The organism is Bacillus sp. FSL M8-0071, from assembly GCF_037975455.1.
Taxonomy (GTDB): Bacteria; Bacillota; Bacilli; order Bacillales; family Bacillaceae; genus Bacillus; species Bacillus subtilis.
In genome coordinates this window covers 397955-415624 of record NZ_CP150256.1, presented here as the reverse complement: position 1 = coordinate 415624, position 17670 = coordinate 397955, and the positions used below count along the sequence as shown (strand labels likewise).

Annotated in this window: 19 protein-coding genes; 10 read left to right on the top strand and 9 right to left on the bottom strand. The window is 46.0% G+C overall.

Going from position 1 to position 17670, the window contains the following annotated elements; translation table 11 throughout:
* Window positions 1–56 precede the first annotated feature (56 nt).
* Entirely contained in the window at window positions 57–278 is a 222-nt protein-coding gene (locus MKX71_RS02090; protein ID WP_015252828.1) for a hypothetical protein, read from the top strand.
* Between the two features lie 14 nt (window positions 279–292).
* Here the strand turns inward: MKX71_RS02090 and MKX71_RS02085 are convergent, their stop codons facing one another.
* Window positions 293–2047, bottom strand: a complete 1755-nt coding sequence (locus MKX71_RS02085; protein WP_032722911.1) for a right-handed parallel beta-helix repeat-containing protein — start codon at window positions 2045–2047, stop codon at window positions 293–295.
* Window positions 2048–2326: 279 nt separating this feature from the next.
* Between MKX71_RS02085 and MKX71_RS02080 the strand changes: the two genes are divergently transcribed.
* Complete coding sequence (locus tag MKX71_RS02080; protein ID WP_029726571.1) at window positions 2327–3805, top strand: peptide MFS transporter; 1479 nt, start codon at window positions 2327–2329, stop codon at window positions 3803–3805.
* Window positions 3806–3844: 39 nt separating this feature from the next.
* Here the strand turns inward: MKX71_RS02080 and MKX71_RS02075 are convergent, their stop codons facing one another.
* The 5 genes from MKX71_RS02075 to MKX71_RS02055 all read right to left on the bottom strand — a co-directional run bounded on the left by MKX71_RS02075 (window position 3845) and on the right by MKX71_RS02055 (window position 7499).
* Complete coding sequence (locus tag MKX71_RS02075; RefSeq protein ID WP_339231687.1) at window positions 3845–4690, bottom strand: alpha/beta hydrolase; 846 nt, start codon at window positions 4688–4690, stop codon at window positions 3845–3847.
* Between the two features lie 65 nt (window positions 4691–4755).
* On the bottom strand, window positions 4756–5220 hold the full coding sequence (locus MKX71_RS02070; protein WP_015715237.1) for a pyridoxamine 5'-phosphate oxidase family protein: 465 nt from the start codon (window positions 5218–5220) through the stop codon (window positions 4756–4758).
* Window positions 5217–5444 (bottom strand): phenolic acid decarboxylase subunit BsdD, encoded by a 228-nt coding sequence (gene bsdD, locus MKX71_RS02065; protein WP_069322374.1) that lies wholly within the window; start codon window positions 5442–5444, stop codon window positions 5217–5219. The genes MKX71_RS02070 and bsdD overlap by 4 nt, the downstream gene beginning before the upstream one ends.
* Window positions 5445–5460: 16 nt before the next feature.
* Window positions 5461–6882 (bottom strand): phenolic acid decarboxylase BsdC, encoded by a 1422-nt coding sequence (gene bsdC, locus MKX71_RS02060; RefSeq protein ID WP_339231686.1) that lies wholly within the window; start codon window positions 6880–6882, stop codon window positions 5461–5463.
* Window positions 6883–6884: 2 nt separating this feature from the next.
* On the bottom strand, window positions 6885–7499 hold the full coding sequence (locus tag MKX71_RS02055) for a non-oxidative hydroxyarylic acid decarboxylases subunit B (RefSeq protein WP_014478815.1): 615 nt from the start codon (window positions 7497–7499) through the stop codon (window positions 6885–6887).
* A gap of 89 nt (window positions 7500–7588) precedes the next feature.
* Between MKX71_RS02055 and bsdA the strand changes: the two genes are divergently transcribed.
* The 6 genes from bsdA (at window position 7589) to MKX71_RS02025 (ending at window position 12577) form a co-directional block, all read left to right on the top strand.
* A complete protein-coding gene (bsdA, locus tag MKX71_RS02050) occupies window positions 7589–8461 on the top strand; it encodes a transcriptional regulator BsdA (RefSeq protein WP_003234533.1) in 873 nt (290 codons plus the stop codon).
* 114 nt (window positions 8462–8575) lie between these two features.
* A complete protein-coding gene (tcyA, locus tag MKX71_RS02045) occupies window positions 8576–9382 on the top strand; it encodes a cystine ABC transporter substrate-binding lipoprotein TcyA (protein ID WP_192858194.1) in 807 nt (268 codons plus the stop codon).
* Window positions 9369–10073 carry a cystine ABC transporter permease TcyB gene (gene tcyB, locus MKX71_RS02040; RefSeq protein WP_003234541.1) on the top strand — a complete coding sequence of 235 codons (705 nt, stop codon included), beginning with the start codon at window positions 9369–9371 and terminating at the stop codon, window positions 10071–10073. Before tcyA ends, tcyB begins: the two co-directional genes overlap by 14 nt.
* Window positions 10074–10086: 13 nt before the next feature.
* Entirely contained in the window at window positions 10087–10830 is a 744-nt protein-coding gene (tcyC, locus tag MKX71_RS02035) for a cystine ABC transporter ATP-binding protein TcyC (RefSeq protein ID WP_339231684.1), read from the top strand.
* 320 nt (window positions 10831–11150) lie between these two features.
* Entirely contained in the window at window positions 11151–11798 is a 648-nt protein-coding gene (locus MKX71_RS02030; protein ID WP_003234545.1) for a YitT family protein, read from the top strand.
* A 104-nt stretch (window positions 11799–11902) separates the two neighbouring features.
* Window positions 11903–12577, top strand: coding sequence for a 4'-phosphopantetheinyl transferase (locus tag MKX71_RS02025; RefSeq protein ID WP_003234549.1), 675 nt, complete (start codon window positions 11903–11905; stop codon window positions 12575–12577).
* Here the strand turns inward: MKX71_RS02025 and MKX71_RS02020 are convergent.
* The gene (locus MKX71_RS02020) at window positions 12572–13906 is read right to left on the bottom strand and encodes a PLP-dependent aminotransferase family protein (protein ID WP_339231683.1); all 1335 of its coding nucleotides are present in this window, start codon (window positions 13904–13906) and stop codon (window positions 12572–12574) included. The genes MKX71_RS02025 and MKX71_RS02020 overlap by 6 nt on opposite strands.
* A gap of 123 nt (window positions 13907–14029) precedes the next feature.
* Here MKX71_RS02020 and MKX71_RS02015 point away from each other — a divergent pair, with 123 nt between their 5' ends.
* Both MKX71_RS02015 and MKX71_RS02010 read left to right on the top strand, forming a co-directional pair.
* Window positions 14030–14968 (top strand): DMT family transporter, encoded by a 939-nt coding sequence (locus tag MKX71_RS02015; protein WP_128992398.1) that lies wholly within the window; start codon window positions 14030–14032, stop codon window positions 14966–14968.
* Between the two features lie 53 nt (window positions 14969–15021).
* A complete protein-coding gene (locus tag MKX71_RS02010) occupies window positions 15022–15579 on the top strand; it encodes a YcxB family protein (RefSeq protein WP_080528914.1) in 558 nt (185 codons plus the stop codon).
* A gap of 14 nt (window positions 15580–15593) precedes the next feature.
* Here the strand turns inward: MKX71_RS02010 and MKX71_RS02005 are convergent, their stop codons facing one another.
* Window positions 15594–16820: an MFS transporter gene (locus MKX71_RS02005; protein ID WP_046160045.1), complete on the bottom strand. Its 1227-nt coding sequence runs from the start codon at window positions 16818–16820 to the stop codon at window positions 15594–15596.
* Between the two features lie 100 nt (window positions 16821–16920).
* Window positions 16921–17649 carry a surfactin biosynthesis thioesterase SrfAD gene (gene srfAD, locus MKX71_RS02000; protein ID WP_024573248.1) on the bottom strand — a complete coding sequence of 243 codons (729 nt, stop codon included), beginning with the start codon at window positions 17647–17649 and terminating at the stop codon, window positions 16921–16923.
* Window positions 17650–17670: the final 21 nt, after the last annotated feature.

The window sequence follows — 17670 nt, the reverse complement described above, 5'->3', positions numbered from 1 at the left end:
GATGCGGTATAACTTCTCCGCCAACGATAGACACTAAAAGCGGAGGATGATGAAGCATGAAGATATTGGGCGTGACCGGAGTCATATTAATTTGTTTATTAGCTATTTCTGTATTGATGGACATGCTTCAAGGGTTCAGTTTAACAAAAGCCGTTTATAACAATATGTCCAGCTTTAAGATGACAACATTTGCTGAATGGGTCGTGATTTTATTTTTTGTGTTAGTACTTGTGAGAGAAATGTACGTGATCTATAAATCGAAAAAAAAGAACCCCTAGAGGGGGCGCTTTTTTCAGACGATAAAATTGCCGTCTATTGTATCACTGCTGTGTTTGTTGATTGTCCCTTTAAAAATGCGGTTGCCGATGATTTTGGAGTTGGTTGAGGTGTTTGTTTGAATAGCTGTCGCAGTGCCCGCGGAGAGGTTATTGATGGTGTTTCCTGAGACGATAGAGCCTGCAGAGCCATTGATATAAATCACAATCGGATTCCCGGCTGTTCTGTTGACTGAAATGGTATTATCAAAAATCTCATGCACACCGGCGCTGATATAGATGGTGACCAAAAGCGGAGATCTCTCTAAGTGGTTGCCGATAATTGAGGTTTTCGCACTTGTGGAGCAATAAATGGGGTAATTTTTGAACTCTTTAAATGTATTGTTTTTGATGATGGCGCCGGCATTGTTTGTGACGGAAACAGAATATGATTCCGGCACTGCTTCAAACGCGTCAGGATTCAGTGTATTCCCTTCAATCACCGCGTTCCCTTGAGCAATCCAAATGCCCCGGCTGAATTTTCTCAGGAGATTATCTTTAATGATCATATTTCCGCCGGAAACGTTCACACCGTCAACGACTTGAATGAGACAGTTATTCAGAAAAGCGATGTCATCTGACAGCACTGCGCGAAGACCGATGCTGCGCCTTGTTTCAGACAGTCCGTTTTGAATTTGGTTTCCGTCTACCTTTACATCGGAAGACTGATAAACCAATATCCCTGTGTTTTCAAAGTTGCTGATTTTGTTGTTCGTCACAAGAACGCTCTTTCCTCTGACATCAATTCCAGTTGAAAATCCGGTAATGAGGTTGCCAGCGATCACTGCATCACTGGTCTCTTTTCCTTGTGATACACCGAGTCCGGTTATCCCGACTCTTGGCGCAGCCGCCGCGTCTTCAGGGCGTCTCAGAATATTGCCCTTGATCACTGTTTGCGTCCCATATCCGTAGCTGATTGTATTGTCAGAGTGATTTCCTTCTATTAAAATGCCATACCCGTTAAAATTGGTCACAGAACTTGAAACGTTTCCAACAAAGTGGTTATTGCGAATTGATACATTAATCGGTTCCTCATAATCAACATCACCTTCGCCATATCCTTCAATGTCAATTCCGAATTTCGGCGCTGTTCCATTCCCCGTTCCGGCATCTTCAATCAAGCATTCCTCCACCGTGACCATGTCACATCCGGTAATGGAAATGTTATTTCTCCTCGACCGCCGAACCTCACAGCGGCGGATGATAATTTGCTCTGACGTTCGATAATCTTGATTGGTCTTTAATCCCCTTGGGCTGACTATGATCCCATCGCCGGTAAAATCAGAAATTTTCACATCATCAATGACAACATTCGAGCATCCTTCAATACATATGCCAAAGCCCCATTCATGGGTTGACCTTATCCCTGCCGAGGCATACGTATGCTCATCCCGTTCGCCGATAATTTGTCCCCCGGAAATGGTTATATTCTCTTGCTTGCCCACATAAAATGCGGAATAACCCCACGAACTATTCGGGATCACTTTCATGATACATTCGGGGTCCATCATAATCTCAAGGTTGCCGGGAACAATGATCCCCGCGTTTCGAAACCTCTGATTAAGATCTCCGCCAAGCGTTGCGTCTATTAAATATGTTCCCTTTGGAAACCAGACAGTATGATAGCCTTTCGATACAGCTGTACTGAGGCACTGATTAATCCGTTCTGTCGAATCCGTTTTACCATCTCCAGGAACACCGAAATCCGCTGCATTTAATATGAATTCAGCCAATTGCGAGCCTCCTTCTCTATGATTACTATCATGTTACTCACAAAGGCCCGATCTGCTTGTACATTTCTCTAAAATTTTATTAAAAAAATATAAAGGAATAGTTGTGTAAGAAAATCTCACGATAAAAAGTTTAAAAATTAGGAGGAAATCACTATTTTTAGGTATTTATAATTTTTCCAATATGGAACTATTTGAAATGAGTATAAATTATATTGACACAAGTATTATATAAGAATATGATTTTTATAATACACTTTTTTTAGAAAGGGTTTGGCTGACATGGCTTCGATTGATAACGAAAGTATCATTAAAAGCGTCCCGCAAAAAGGGTTCTTTGGTCACCCGCGAGGACTATTTACACTATTTTTCACCGAATTTTGGGAGCGTTTCTCTTACTATGGAATGAGAGCAATCTTACTTTACTATTTGTATACAGAGACGGTAAACGGAGGGCTCGGCTTTGACAAGGGCACTGCGGTTGCCATTATGTCGATTTACGGATCACTCGTATACATGTCCACCATTATTGGCGGATGGCTCGCTGACCGGGTATTCGGTACCGCAAACACCGTGTTTTACGGCGGCATATTCATTATGTTCGGCCACATTGCACTCGCCTATCCGGGCAGCGCGATCGCATTCTATATCAGCATGGTGCTTATTATTGTCGGAACAGGCTTATTAAAACCAAACGTTTCAAGCGTGGTTGGGGATCTTTACACGAAAGAAGACCCGCGCCGCGACTCAGGTTTCAGTATTTTCTACATGGGGATTAACCTCGGTGGTTTACTTGCACCGTTAATTGTCGGAACACTCGGACAGAAGTACAACTATCATCTCGGCTTCGGAGCTGCCGCGGTCGGAATGCTTCTCGGACTTATCGTTTTTGCTTTGACAAGAAAGAAAAACCTCGGGCTTGCAGGTTCCAATGTGCCGAATCCGCTGTCTAAAAAATCTGCAATTGGCACCGGAATCGGTGTTATCATTGTGGCGATCGCAGTGATTATCTCTGTACAAACAGGCGTGCTGACGATCAATCGTTTTATCGACCTTGTAAGTATTCTCGGTATTTTGATTCCTGTGATTTATTTCATCATCATGTTTACAAGCAAAAAAGCGGACAAAACAGAAAAATCCCGTCTTGCCGCTTACGTTCCTTTGTTTATCGGTGCTGTCATGTTTTGGGCCATTCAGGAACAGGGAGCGACCATTCTTGCGGTATACGCTGATGAACGCATAAGACTTTCATTGGGCGGATTCGAACTTCAGTCATCTTGGTTCCAATCATTAAATCCATTGTTTGTTGTCATTTTTGCGCCAATATTCGCATGGCTCTGGATGAAGCTTGGCAAACGCCAGCCGTCTACACCAGTTAAATTCTCAATCGGAATTATTTTAGCCGGATTGTCATTTATCATTATGGTATTCCCTGCTATGCAAGGAAAAGAAGCACTCGTAAGCCCGCTTTGGCTCGTTCTCAGCTTCCTGCTTGTCGTGCTTGGAGAGCTGTGCCTGTCTCCAGTCGGTTTATCCGTGACAACGAAACTGGCACCAGCTGCCTTCTCTGCACAGACAATGAGTATGTGGTTTCTGACTAACGCAGCAGCCCAAGCGATCAATGCCCAAGTAGCCGGATTGTTTGATAAAATTCCTGAAACAATGTACTTCGGCACCATCGGTTTGATTTCTATCGTTCTTGGCGGTATTCTCCTGCTGCTCTCGCCGGTAATCAAACGCGCGATGAAAGGGGTCTTATAATCAGAAACAGCCCGCGGATGTTGATCTGCGGGCTGTTTTTTATTGATCAAGCCATTTCCTGAAGCTTTGATCAAAGGCTTCTGGTTCTTCCAGCATCGGCTGATGGCCGCTCTTTTCAAAAATAACCTTATCAACATGGGGATATAAACCGTCAACAGCATCCCATAGCGAAACGGGTGCAACCAAATAATCATATCTCCCTAATCCGATATACACCGGCATACGAACATCAGCTAACCGCTGAAGAAGATCAATCCGGGCAAATGTATTGCCCCATAATTCATCAATGATCGGCATATTCGTGAATACGCCATCCCATAAGGCAGCTGCATGCGGCCGCTCTTGATAAAAGCTTTTCGCTTCAGCGCGAATACACATATGCACGAAGCGTCTTTCAGGATCTTTTTCAATGTCCTGCGGCAAATTCGCGATATCTTTTTCAAAGCGTTTCTTTCTCTCAAGGCTGGCTGTTTCCATGAAAAATGATTCACTTTTTCGCTGTCTTTCTTCACTGTTATCAGGCGCAGTATTGAAGAGCGCCACCTTCCGGACATGTTCAGGATATGTCCTGGCATATTCCAAAGCCATAAAAGCATGCCCGGAATGCCCCAGGATAATAATATCCTCAAACTGAAGAAATGTTCTCATCCTTTCGATATCAGCCAAGACGGCATCAAGCCTCGAATCCTCCGCACGAAGCCCTCGCTTAAGCTTAGCAAATCCCCTATGGTCGATAAAGACCCATTGATATTTCTGTTTGATATCTGAGGAAAAAAGGCGCGGATAGTAAACCGCACTCCCGATCACAAGGATGGGTGCGCCCTCGCCCTCAATTCGATAAGCTAAATCAAAGCCGTCCGAGTGACAGATCCCCGCACGTTCCATTTCTCACGCCCCCTTTGTTTTCATTATATAAAAAAAGCCTGACGCATGGCGTCAGGCTATCGATATTACCGTTTTAAATCTTCCAGGGTCTTTTCCCATCTGCCCAGCACCTCTTCAGGGCTGTGAAGCTGTATACGGACACCTGAAGTCAAATCAGCGTATTTCGCAACGTCCTCCTTCACTGAAACGATGCGGCAGGAAAAACGGTCTCTATCATATTCGGCATCTTTCAAAGGCGGTAAAGGCGCGCATTCAAGCTTTACATAATAGGCCGCTCCCTTCCACCACGCCGTGAACTGTGCTTTTCCTGTGCGAAGGATGTTGGCCGAAGTCATCGTGTTTTTCCACAGAGCGATTCGGATATCAGTTCGGCTCAGCGCGATAATTTCACCCGCACTGATCATAGCGGCATGCGGCCAGCCATCCTCTGATACTGTTTGCAGAACGAAGGCCTCATGCTGCTTCTCATTCAGGCATCTCCCGTCAAGCAGCTCAAAGAGACGGTCTGACATACTGTTCACGCCGATCAAGCCTTTCGTTCCGGCACCGCCGGAACTTCAATTGCTGTTTCTATTTCCTTTGGATCAATTTTAAACGCTGGATTGTATTTTTTGGGATTTGTAATGCTTTCCGGTTCACAGGATCTCCATGTAAAAAAGCATGTTTGGCACTGATAAACTTCCCATGCGCCTTCTACAGGCGATTTGCTCATGACTTCTCCCTTTTTTGAGTCGCATCGAGGACATGTATGCATTTCGAACATCCTTTCCTTATTTATTCATTAAGTCCATTAGTTTTTGTTCCCATTCTTTCGTTGTTAGCGGAGAATCAAGCGGCTGTGAATAATGGCCTCTTATTTCCGGCGCAACCGGTGTAGTGGCGTCAAGAATCATTTTGTGAGTGATTCCTGATGGATTGGATCCCGGATCAAGCGGCAGGACAGATAAGTCCGGAATGATGACCGCATCATGTTTCGGATGCATTTTGGTCGAAAGCGCCCACATGACCTGCGGAAGGTTGAATGGATCGACATCCTCATCAACGACAATGACCATTTTGCAGTAGCCGAGTCCGTGCGGCGTTGTGAGTGCGCGCATGCCGACCGCTTTCGCAAATCCGCCATAGCGGGTTTTTGTGGAAACAATCGCGATTAAACCGTGTGTGTACATGGCGTTCACTGCCACAATTTCGTTCGGGTACGCTTCTTTTAACTGCTGATAAAGCGGCACGCATGTGTTAATTCCGATCATGTAATCGCATTCTGTCCAAGGCATGCCTAAGTATAAATGTTCAAAGATCGGATTGTTTCTGTGATAGACGCGTTTAATTTTGATAATCGGCATGCTGCGTCCGCCGGAATAATGGCCTGTGAATTCACCGAACGGCCCTTCATATTCGCGCTCTCCGGCAATAATCTCACCTTCAAGCACCACTTCAGCGCCCCACGGAACATCCAGATCAGACAGCTTTGATTTGACGATGCGATATGGTTCGCCTTGAATCGCACCTGCCATTTCGTATTCTGATTGATCATAGAGAAGCGGAGTCGATGCCGCCGTTGTAATGACCGGCTCACAGCCGAGCGCAATAGTCACCGGAAGATTGATGCCGCGTTCTTCAGCTTGGCGCAGATGGATTGCAATATCGTGCTGCGGGACAGGCTGAATGCCGAGGCGGTCTTTTCCTTTGACCTGCATTCTGTAAATGCCGACGTTTTGTTTGCCGAAGTTGTCAGGGTCTTCAAGATCGCGGGAAATGACACATGCTTTGTCTAAATAGTAACCGCCGTCTCCTTGGTTAATTCTGAAAAGAGGCAGTATATCGAACAAATTGATGTCTTCTGTGATTTCATTTTCATGAAATGGCGCTGTTTCCTCACGTTTGACCGGCATCGGAAACTGGTCATAACGCTTTGCGAATTCAAAAAACTGTTCTTTTACCGGTGTGTCTTTCGGCATGCCCAGCATCATGGCATGGTTTGGCCAAGAGCCGATGACATTCATCGCAATTCGCGCGTTATGATAGCCGTAAATGTTGTTAAATAAGAGCGCAGGGCTTTTATCGCCAAGATTGCTGGCTGCCCGTGCGGCGGCCCCTAAATCCGGTTCCGGCTTTACCTCTTCATTCACTGTAAGCAGCTGTCCTTCTTTTTCAAGGGCAGTGAGAAATTCTCTGAAATCTTGATAAGCCATGATCAAGCTCCTCCTTTTTGTTTTTCAATCCCATTCCAGCGCTTCGCTTCAGGAAGCCGAATGCCGAATTGGTCCAACGTTCTAAAAACAATATGGTCAACCATTTCCTCTAAGCTGCTCGGCTGATTATAAAATGCCGGCATCGGAGGAAGAATGATGGTACCCATTTTCGTAAGCGCTAGCATATTTTCGAGATGAATTTGGTTCAAAGGCGTCTCTCTCGTTAAGAGGACGAGTTTTTTTCTCTCCTTGAGCATGACATCCGCCGCACGTGTCAGCAGATTATCCGCCATTCCGGTGCGAATGCTTGCGAGAGACTTCATGCTGCACGGCGCAACAATCATTCCATCGGTATCAAACGACCCGCTTGAAATGGCTGCCGCCTGATCCTTATGTGAGTAAGTGTATGTGGCCAGTTGTTCTACTTCTTGTAAGGTATAGCCTGTTTCGTGTTTGATCGTGACGTTTGCCCAAGGAGACACAACGAGATGGGTTTCCACTCCGGCGGCCTTCAGCCACTGCAGCAGCCTGACCCCGAAAATGGCCCCTGTTGCCCCTGTCATTCCGACAACGAGTTTCACTTTGCCCCCTCCTTTACGCTTGAATTCTGCTTTCATTTCAATCATACTCCTGATATATCCATATGAAAAATATCTATTAAATCTATATTTAATACCTAAAAGGTATGATAAGGAGGCGCTTTCTTTTGGACATTCGCCAGCTTCGATACTTCATTACCATTGCCCAAGAACAGAAAATCACGTCAGCAGCCAAAAAGCTTCACATGGCGCAGCCGCCTTTAAGCAGGCAGCTCAAACAGCTGGAGGACGAACTTGGTGTTGTCCTGTTTGACCGGAACAAGAAAAAACAAATGACTCTTACATATGAAGGAGCTGTTTTTCTAAAAAGAGCAAAAGAGATTCTGCATAGGTTTGAAGATGCAGTCATTGAGGTACAGGAGCTGAAGGAGGAAGTAGCCGGCACACTTGCCGTGGGATCAACGATTTATTGCGCGGCTCTGATGCTTGAAAAAGTAACACAGATCAAAGAGAGATACCCCCATCTCACCTTTAATATTTGGGAAAATGAACCCGCGACACTGTTGGAACTGCTGGAAAGCCGGCAAATCGATGCGGCGGTCACGACAACACTGATCAAAAGTGACACCGTCCAATTCAAACAGCTTGATGACATTCCATGTGTGCTCGTGCTTTCAGATGAAGCCGGATATCCGTGCGGAGACACCATTAAGATGGAGGACATTCCTTCATTTCCGCTGATCCTGCTGCGGCCTGTCAACGGAAAAGGCGTTTATAATCAGGTCATGAATGAATTTCATCGTTTGAACCTGGAGCCGCGCATTGTTTGTGAATGCCACGACTCTGCAACTTTGCTCAGCCTCGTGTCATCCGGATTTGGCGCGTCTATTTTGCCTGTCACAATGATTCCCGTTCATATGAGAAATCACGTTCACACCGTCCATATCGAAAATAATCCCTTCATTATGACACCGGCTGTCATGTGGAGAACGGACAGTTATTTGCCTAAACCGGCACAGCAATTTTTGGATTTATTTTAAAAGATTTGTCTTATGAAAACCAAATACTTGACTCATACTAAAAAAAAGTTATCCTTTAGATTTGTAAGCTAATTTTTTATTTCAATAAAATCAACCAGAAAAGTGGGGAATAAGATGAAAAAAGCATTATTGGCTTTATTCATGGTCGTAAGTATTGCAGCTCTTGCAGCTTGCGGAGCAGGAAATGACAATCAGTCAAAAGATAATGCCAAAGATGGCGATCTTTGGGCTTCAATTAAGAAAAAAGGTGTGCTCACAGTCGGAACGGAAGGAACATATGAGCCGTTCACTTACCACGACAAAGACACTGATAAACTGACTGGCTATGATGTCGAAGTTATCACAGAAGTCGCAAAACGCCTCGGGCTTAAAGTCGACTTTAAGGAAACACAGTGGGACAGTATGTTTGCCGGCCTGAATTCCAAACGGTTTGACGTTGTTGCCAACCAAGTCGGAAAAACAGATCGTGAAAATCAATATGATTTCTCAGATAAATACACAACATCAAGTGCCGTTGTCGTAACGAAAAAAGACAACAACGATATTAAGTCTGAAGCAGATGTAAAAGGAAAAACGTCAGCTCAATCACTGACAAGCAACTACAACAAATTAGCTACAAATGCCGGCGCTAAAGTAGAAGGCGTTGAAGGCATGGCGCAGGCCCTTCAAATGATCCAGCAAGGCCGCGTCGATATGACATACAACGATAAGCTTGCCGTATTGAACTACTTAAAAACATCTGGCAATAAAAACGTGAAAATCGCGTTTGAAACAGGTGAGCCTCAGTCAACATATTTCACGTTCCGTAAAGGAAGCGGCGAGGTTGTTGATCAAGTCAACAAAGCATTAAAAGAAATGAAAGAGGACGGGACTCTTTCTAAAATTTCTAAAAAATGGTTCGGCGAAGATGTTTCTAAATAATCTGCCGGCATTGACGCTTGGCACGGCGATCCCGTGGGATCTGGTGCAGCAGTCATTCTGGCCGATACTTTCAGGGGGAATCTACTATACGATTCCCCTTACGATTCTTTCCTTTATATTCGGAATGATCCTGGCGCTGATTACGGCGCTTGCCAGAATGTCGAAAGTGAGACCTTTGAGATGGGTGTTCAGCGTATACGTATCCGCAATACGCGGCACTCCTCTTCTCGTTCAATTGTTCATCATTTTCTACCTGTTCCCGGCCTTTAACGTCACATTAGATCCATTTCCAAGCGCAGTTATCGCCTTTTCTTTAAACGTCGGCGCCTATGCATCTGAAATCATTCGGGCATCTATTTTATCCGTGCCGAAAGGGCAATGGGAAGCTGGCTACACAATTGGCATGACACATCAAAAAACGCTGTTCCGCGTCATTTTGCCGCAGGCGTTTCGTGTGTCGATCCCGCCATTATCCAATACCTTTATCAGCCTGATTAAAGATACATCCCTCGCCTCTCAAATTCTGGTCGCTGAGCTGTTCAGAAAAGCCCAGGAAATCGGCGCGCGGAATCTTGATCAAATTTTAGTGATCTATATTGAAGCAGCCTTTATTTATTGGATTATCTGCTTCCTGCTCTCACTCGTCCAGCATGTCATCGAACGGCGTCTTGACCGCTACGTGGCCAAATAAGGAGGTTCCGAGTATGCTTACCGTTAAAGGATTAAACAAATCATTCGGTGAAAATGAAATTTTAAAAAAGATAGATATGAAGATTGAAAAAGGAAAAGTCATCGCCATACTTGGGCCTTCAGGTTCAGGAAAAACGACGCTGCTCCGCTGCCTGAACGCTCTGGAGATCCCGAATCGCGGAGAGCTTGCATTTGATGATTTCTCCATCGATTTCTCCAAAAAGGTGAAACAGGCGGATATCCTAAAGCTTCGCCGAAAATCCGGAATGGTGTTTCAGGCGTATCACCTATTCCCGCACCGCACAGCCCTCGAAAACGTGATGGAGGGCCCTATTCGGGTGCAAAAACGGAACAAAGAGGAAGTCAGAAAAGAAGCGATTCAGCTTCTTGATAAAGTCGGATTGAAGGACAAAATGGATTTATATCCGTTCCAGCTTTCCGGCGGCCAGCAGCAGCGCGTCGGCATCGCCCGCGCACTGGCGATTCAGCCTGAGCTCATGCTGTTTGACGAACCGACCTCAGCGCTTGATCCCGAGCTTGTCGGAGAGGTGCTGAAGGTTATCAAGGACTTAGCCAATGAAGGCTGGACCATGGTCGTCGTGACCCACGAAATCAAGTTCGCGCAGGAGGTTGCGGATGAAGTCATCTTCATCGACGGCGGCGTTATCGTGGAGCAAGGACCGCCGGAGCAAATTTTCTCCGCACCAAAAGAAGAACGGACACAGCGGTTCTTGAACCGGATTTTGAACCCGCTGTAATAAGAAAAACAGGGCGCCAGCGCCCTGTTTCAGATTATTGACAAAATCCTAAAACGATTTTCGTTTTAGGATTTTGTGATTTTCAGCGTGATTGAAAACCTTTGAAGTCTAGGAAGGGCGAGCATTGGAGCACAGCGAATGTTAAATTCGTGAGCACCGAAGCACAGGCCTGACAACGAATGCAAGGGTTTTCCAACACGCTGAAACAGGGCGCCTACGGCGGCCCTGTTTTTTTGTTGAGCCCCTTTCGCCTATTCCGCCCTTCTGTCAGATGTGCTACAATGACAATCGACTGATTTTTACGAAAGAAGGGACCTCACGTGAAGCAAGAACTTGTTCTGCGCTGGACATTTTATTTTGCCGGTTTGATCATTTTGGCTTTTGGTGTATCCCTGACGATAGAAGGAAAAGCACTCGGCATTAGTCCGTGGGATGCATTTCATTACAGCCTGTTTCAGCACTTCGGGCTTACCGTCGGCCAGTGGTCCATCATTATTGGAGCGCTCATCGTCGGATTCACGTCATTGTTTACGAGAGCTTGGCCGAAAATTGGGGCCCTCCTGAATATGGTGCTCATTGGTGTATTTATAGATTTTTTCAATTTCATTCTGCCTGCCCCCTCGACCTACACAGGCTCGATCATCGTCTTCTCTCTAGGCGTGGTGCTGATTGGTTACGGCGTCGGTGTTTATGTATCAGCAGGCCTTGGCGCGGGGCCGCGTGATTCACTGATGATGCTGATTACAGAAAAAACCGGCTGGAATGTGCAATGGGTGCGGAACGGCATGGAATTAACCATTTTGTTTGCGGCATGGGGCATGGGCGGACCGATCGGTTTTGGCACCATTTTGACCGCCATCCTCACCGGACTTATTTTGCGTTTTTCATTGCCCCAGTCAATCCAGTTGCTGAATTATGCTGTGGCAAGGCGGACAGCCGCTGTGAAAGCATCTCCGCCTGTACACTAAAGCAAAGCCGCCTTGGCTTTGTTTTTTTATTTTCTCCTCTATATGAGTCTTGTGGAAGTATGATAGGATGGTTTTGACAATCTTTTGCAGACGGAGGATCTAGAATGAAGATTTACGGAATTTATATGGACCGCCCGCTTTCACAAGAAGAAAATGAACGGTTCATGTCTTTCATATCACCTGAAAAACGGGAGAAATGCCGGAGATTTTATCATAAAGAAGATGCTCACCGCACCCTGCTGGGAGATGTGCTCGTTCGCTCAGTCATAAGCAGGCAGTATCAGTTGGACAAATCCGATATCCGCTTTAGCACGCAGGAATACGGGAAGCCGTGCATCCCTGATCTTCCCGACGCTCATTTCAACATTTCTCACTCCGGCCGCTGGGTCATTTGCGCGTTTGATTCACAGCCGATCGGCATAGATATCGAAAAAACGAAACCGATCAGTCTTGAGATCGCCAAGCGCTTCTTTTCAAAAACAGAGTACAGCGACCTTTTAGCAAAAGACAAGGACGAGCAGACAGACTATTTTTATCATCTATGGTCAATGAAAGAAAGCTTTATCAAACAGGAAGGCAAAGGCTTATCGCTTCCGCTTGATTCCTTTTCAGTGCGCCTGCATCAGGACGGACAAGTATCCATTGAGCTTCCGGACAGCCATTCCCCATGCTATATCAAAACGTATGAGGTCGATCCCGGCTACAAAATGGCTGTATGCGCCGCACACCCTGATTTCCCCGAGGATATCACAATGGTCTCGTACGAAGAGCTTTTATAAATGGCTCATCAACAGCTTGACACCGCGCTCAATATCTTCCGTTTTCACATTGGAAATATTGATTTTTAATAGATTTTCTTTCGGATAATCTGATAAATAATGACGGTCTATCGCCTCAAGGAGAACCCCTTGTTTTTCCAGTCTATGAATCACTCTTGAGGCGGGCAGATCCTGAGGAAGCACCAGATGGGTGTGCATACAGGGTGCCTGCCCGCTGGAGAACGTAAAGCGTCCGCTTCCCAGCTGCCTGTGAGTTCGAATGGCTTGATGTAGCCTCAGCGACCGCTCTTTATAAGAATCTCTGATTTTCTCCTTATGCCTGCCGTACATACCGCTTTTCAGGTAAATCTCCAATGCCGCTTGAGAAATCATCGAACAGTCGATGTCGTTCAGCTTTTTGTACGCATAGAACGTGTCAGTCAGCGCTTCGGGCAAAACAGCCGCCCCCACGCGAAGGCCGGGGAACATCATTTTCGAGAAGCTTTTCAAATAGATGACATGTGAGGACAGATCATATGCGTACAGCGGATCTGCCTTTTTATTTTCCTCCAGATCACCGAGGTAATCATCCTCAACGAGGTAGACATCATACGCTTCTGCCAGTCTCACAAGCTCCTGTTTATCACACTCTGACAAAGAGCAGCCAAGCGGGTTATGGAAGCGGGGCATCGTATAAAAAAATTTAATCGATTCTGTTTGAAATAACCGCTCAACCTCGGCTATATCAAGCCCTTCTTCCATTCGTTTCACCCCGATGGCGGGAATCCCAAGCGTCTCAAGCTGTTCGACCATCAAATGGTAGCCCGGCTGTTCAATGGCGATCTTCTCTTTCCCATTTGGGAACGGCATGGCACAAAGCAAGGATAACGCCTGCTGGACACCTGATGTAATGAAAATATGCCTTTCATCCGCAAATACCTGTTGATTGGCCAAGAGCTTTCGGAGTACGCGGATGAGTGAGGGAAGCCCCTTTGGCGTCCCATAAATAAACAAATCGTTTTTGTATGTATCAATCGCTTTGTTGATGCAGTGCTGAAAATCAAGATACGGAAACACATCGGGATCCGGCGCAGATGTGGCAAAGTCAATGGGACCCTGCTGCCCGCTTTTGGCTTTTCCCGTCTTTTTCACAATATAATAGCCGCTTTTCGGAACGGAATAGATAAGGTGGCGTTTTTCCAGCTCCTGCAGCGCGCGGATCACTGTGCTTTTGCTGACTTGGTAGCGGGCGGACAGCTGACGGATAGATGGAAGCCTGTCTCCTTCTTGATAGGCGGTGCTTTGCATCATCTCCTCTATCCTCATTAATAGACTCATATATTTCTCCATGCCTTCTCCCCCTGTTTTGTACCGGTACAGTTCATTGTTTTTCTCATTGTACCGTTCTGACCGCGGCCATACAATAAAGGGAGCGACCGGCGCTGCAATTCAGGTAAAGGAGCCCTTCCCATTATGGTTAAACATCAGCAAGCCCCCGCTTATATAGCGGCTATTTTATATTCGTTCATTATCGGTTTATCCTTTCTATTCGTAAAAATCGCACTGCAAACAGCAGAGCCGTTTGATATTTTGGCGCATCGGTTCACCATTGCGTTTGCTGCGGCCACTATACCGATCTTATTCGGCTGGGTAAAGCTATCAATCCGCATAAAGGACGTCATTGCCATTTTGCCGCTCGCCCTGCTGTATCCCGCGTTATTTTTCAGCTTTCAGGCATTCGGCCTTGTGTACTCGTCCTCCTCTGAAGCGGGAATTATTCAGGCAGCCATTCCGATTTTCACGATGGTCTTTGCCGCTTATGTTTTAAAGGAACGCCCAACGTGGACGCAAAAGGGGTTCACGGTTTTATCCGTTGCCGGCGTCATGTTTATTTTTGTGATGAAAGGCGTTGACGTGGAATCAGCCAGCTTAAAAGGGTCTTTGCTGATCCTATTGTCCGCTTTGTCTTCAGCGATGTACAATACTGCTGCCAGAAAAATGACGCAGCGGTTCAAGCTGACCGAGCTCACCTACATCATGTCAGCCATCGGTTTTGTCGTCTTCAACGCCATCGCCCTTGTGCGTCACGGAGCGGCGGGAACAGTCGGCACTTATTTTCTGCCGTTCCGGGAGCCCGGCTTCGTTCTCGCCATTGTGTATTTGGGCGTGCTGTCTTCACTTGTCACTTCATTTCTGTCTAACTATACGCTGTCGCGAATTGAGGCGTTTAAAATGAGTGCTTTTAATCATGTATCTACCATTGTGACGATGATTGCAGGAGTTATGATTCTCAACGAAAGCCTGGCCTGGTATCATCTTGCCGGGGCTGTTTGTATTATGATTGGCGTGGTGGGGAGCAATATCAATCTGGAGAAAAAAACAAAGCGCCCTGGTATGCCTGCAAAAAAATGAGAAATTATGCTAGACTGAAAGGAAAAACATGGTTAGAGGTGTAGGTTTACCGTATGATTCAATATGCTAGTGAAAGTATCAATCTTCCAGGAGAAATCGCTTTTAAGGATGTAAGAGAAATCTTTTTTTATCAAATCGCAAAAATATCATGCTTTTACTTTCTGTTGTTTTGCACCATATTTGCTGCAGTTAACTTCATTAACGGATGGCCCCGTATCGTTTATGGCAGTGACGCGCTTAACTTGTTTATGAACAGTATGTTGATTATCGTGATGTCCGTTCTGTTTACACTGCTGCTCCTCCTTCTTCTATATGTGAAGTTTTCCAGAGCATACAAGAAGAACGAACGGATGAAATCTAAAAGAACATATACTCTGAACCAAGAAGGAATTCGTATATGTTCTAAAAAATATGACCTCATTTTCAATTGGGATGAAATTACAGCTGTTTTCGAATATAAAAATATCTTCAGGGTCAATACATCAAGTGGCCAATATATTGCGATCCCCAAACATTTTTTTCACTCCGAAGAGGAGATGAACAGATTCAAGGAGATTATCCTTAAAAATACCGAAACAAAAAAACTCAAATTTAAAAAGGATCAGCATTGACAGTGCTGATCCTTTTATATTGAATGGTGGGTTTCTTTTGCCTTCTGTTTATCTAAAAACGGCACCAGCTCTATTACAGCCGATAAACCCACAAACACGATGCACACAGCGACAATCAGCAAATAACCATGAGTCATGTCAAAAAACAAACCGCCCGCATACACGCTAAGAGCTCCGGCAACCTGATGGATAAAGAAATTGATGCCTAACAGCGATCCGATCAATCCTGTTTGATAGCTTTCCGAAATTGACGCCGCGGTCAGCGGGATCACGCCTGTGTAACTGAGCCCGAATAACAGGATAAACCCGAAGTACCAAAGGTCGCTGTGATGAATTCCGAGAATGGGAATGAGCAGGCAAATGAGGCTGAGCAGCCGAATGAAAAATAAGATGGATAGCATGACGCTTCTGCTGCCGAGGAGATCTGACAGCCAGCCCGCCAATAATCCGCCAATGATGATAAATGCCCCGAACGCGGCCATCATTCCGTTGACATGAGAGACATGCGCATCCTTCAGTATCGGGACGAGGTGAGCATCAATAATTCCCATTGTAAATCCGCAAGTAAACACGCCGAAGTACAGGATATGAATGAGGCGGGATTGCTTCATCACGTTCCAAAACCCTCGCCAATCATAAGATTTTTTCACAGTTTCCGCTTGCGCATGTGGCGGGTGCTTCATCCCAAAGACGAGGAGCGGCAGCAGAACAGCCGCCATGACGATTCCCAAAATGGTATAGGTGCTCTGCCAGCCGGCATGATACGGAGCCGCAGCCCAAATGGGCGAGAGAAGCAGCAGGCCCGCAGAGTTGGCATTGGTCAAAATAGCAAGCGCCAGACCTTTATGTGTGTCAAACCAACGGCTGATGAAGTACTGGGTCGTCACGCCGACCGCGCAGGAATAGCCGATTCCGCCAAGCACACCGTAAATGGCGGAAAACACATGAACATTCGGTGAATAAGGAAGCACCAAAAAGCTTGCGCTGATGCAGACAGCTCCCAGCGCCATAATTTTTCTGACACTGAAACGGTCGATAAAAAAACCGACAAAAAACTGGACGATGCCGGTTGTGATCATAAAAATGCTGACAGAAACCGAGATCAGCGACCTGTCGGCATGGAAGGCATCTGCCATTGGCAGCATAAAAAATTGAAAGGAATTTCTGAATGAGTTCATTCCGATGGCGAAAACAAACGTAAACAGCAATACAAACCATTTCATCCTGGGAGACGTGCGCATGTTTCGACCTGCCTTTATTTAAGTATTTCGACTATTATACCATGCAAAAATTGGCATTCAACACAAAAAAAGCGGAACAGCCGAAGCTGTCCGCTTTTGATCACGGTTGAATGATCGGATGCTGATTCAAGATCGCAAAAATCCGTTCTGCGACTTCTTCCGTTTGTGACAGCAGGAACATGTGCCCGCCGTCAAATTGATGGAATGTGATGTCTTTTGCCCACTTCTTCCACCCTTCCGCATCTCGTATGCATTTTTTATCATCAAGCCCGTTAAAGACATGAACAGGCGACTGGATCTGGGCCAGATCGAAAAGCTCAAATTGTTCAAGAGCCCGGTAATCTGATCGGAAAGAAGGCAGGAAAAAGGACATGACCTCCTTATTTTCAACAAGCTCTGCGGGCATTCCGCCTAATTGGATAATATGATCGAGAAACTGATCATCAGGCAGGTGGGACACTTTCTTCCGCTGAATATGAGGCGGCTGGATTGCAGAAATGATAACCGCCTGCGGAAAGACGCCTTCACGCTCAAGCTTTTGCGCCAGCCTGAAGGTGATCATTCCACCCATACTGTGTCCGAACAGCACAAACGGCCGATCAGGGCGAAGGTTCAGTTCTTGCTTGTACAAATCCGTCAGCTCTTCGAGATCCTCAATGGCTGACGTTTGATTCGTGCCGTGTCCCGGCGGCTCGGCAGCGAGCATCTCGCACTCCCCCTGCAAAAAAGCATGGAGAGGGCGAAACGACGCCGAATAGCCGCCGGCAAACGGAAAACAGATGAGCTGCGTTTTTTCCGACGCATCAAATGATTTGAAGAGTTGGCTCATTGGCTGTCTCCTCCTTTCATC

Coding starts and splice junctions, on each gene's coding strand:
- MKX71_RS02015 (WP_128992398.1), top strand. CDS start 14,030: ATGGTTAAACATCAGCAAGCCCCCGCTTATATAGCGGCTATTTTATAT.
- bsdC (WP_339231686.1), bottom strand. CDS start 6,882: ATGGCTTATCAAGATTTCAGAGAATTTCTCACTGCCCTTGAAAAAGAA.
- tcyA (WP_192858194.1), top strand. CDS start 8,576: ATGAAAAAAGCATTATTGGCTTTATTCATGGTCGTAAGTATTGCAGCT.
- MKX71_RS02005 (WP_046160045.1), bottom strand. CDS start 16,820: ATGCGCACGTCTCCCAGGATGAAATGGTTTGTATTGCTGTTTACGTTT.
- MKX71_RS02020 (WP_339231683.1), bottom strand. CDS start 13,906: ATGGAGAAATATATGAGTCTATTAATGAGGATAGAGGAGATGATGCAA.
- srfAD (WP_024573248.1), bottom strand. CDS start 17,649: ATGAGCCAACTCTTCAAATCATTTGATGCGTCGGAAAAAACGCAGCTC.
- MKX71_RS02090 (WP_015252828.1), top strand. CDS start 57: ATGAAGATATTGGGCGTGACCGGAGTCATATTAATTTGTTTATTAGCT.
- MKX71_RS02025 (WP_003234549.1), top strand. CDS start 11,903: ATGAAGATTTACGGAATTTATATGGACCGCCCGCTTTCACAAGAAGAA.
- tcyB (WP_003234541.1), top strand. CDS start 9,369: ATGTTTCTAAATAATCTGCCGGCATTGACGCTTGGCACGGCGATCCCG.
- tcyC (WP_339231684.1), top strand. CDS start 10,087: ATGCTTACCGTTAAAGGATTAAACAAATCATTCGGTGAAAATGAAATT.
- MKX71_RS02080 (WP_029726571.1), top strand. CDS start 2,327: ATGGCTTCGATTGATAACGAAAGTATCATTAAAAGCGTCCCGCAAAAA.
- MKX71_RS02055 (WP_014478815.1), bottom strand. CDS start 7,499: ATGAAAGCAGAATTCAAGCGTAAAGGAGGGGGCAAAGTGAAACTCGTT.
- MKX71_RS02010 (WP_080528914.1), top strand. CDS start 15,022: ATGATTCAATATGCTAGTGAAAGTATCAATCTTCCAGGAGAAATCGCT.
- bsdD (WP_069322374.1), bottom strand. CDS start 5,444: ATGCATACATGTCCTCGATGCGACTCAAAAAAGGGAGAAGTCATGAGC.
- MKX71_RS02075 (WP_339231687.1), bottom strand. CDS start 4,690: ATGGAACGTGCGGGGATCTGTCACTCGGACGGCTTTGATTTAGCTTAT.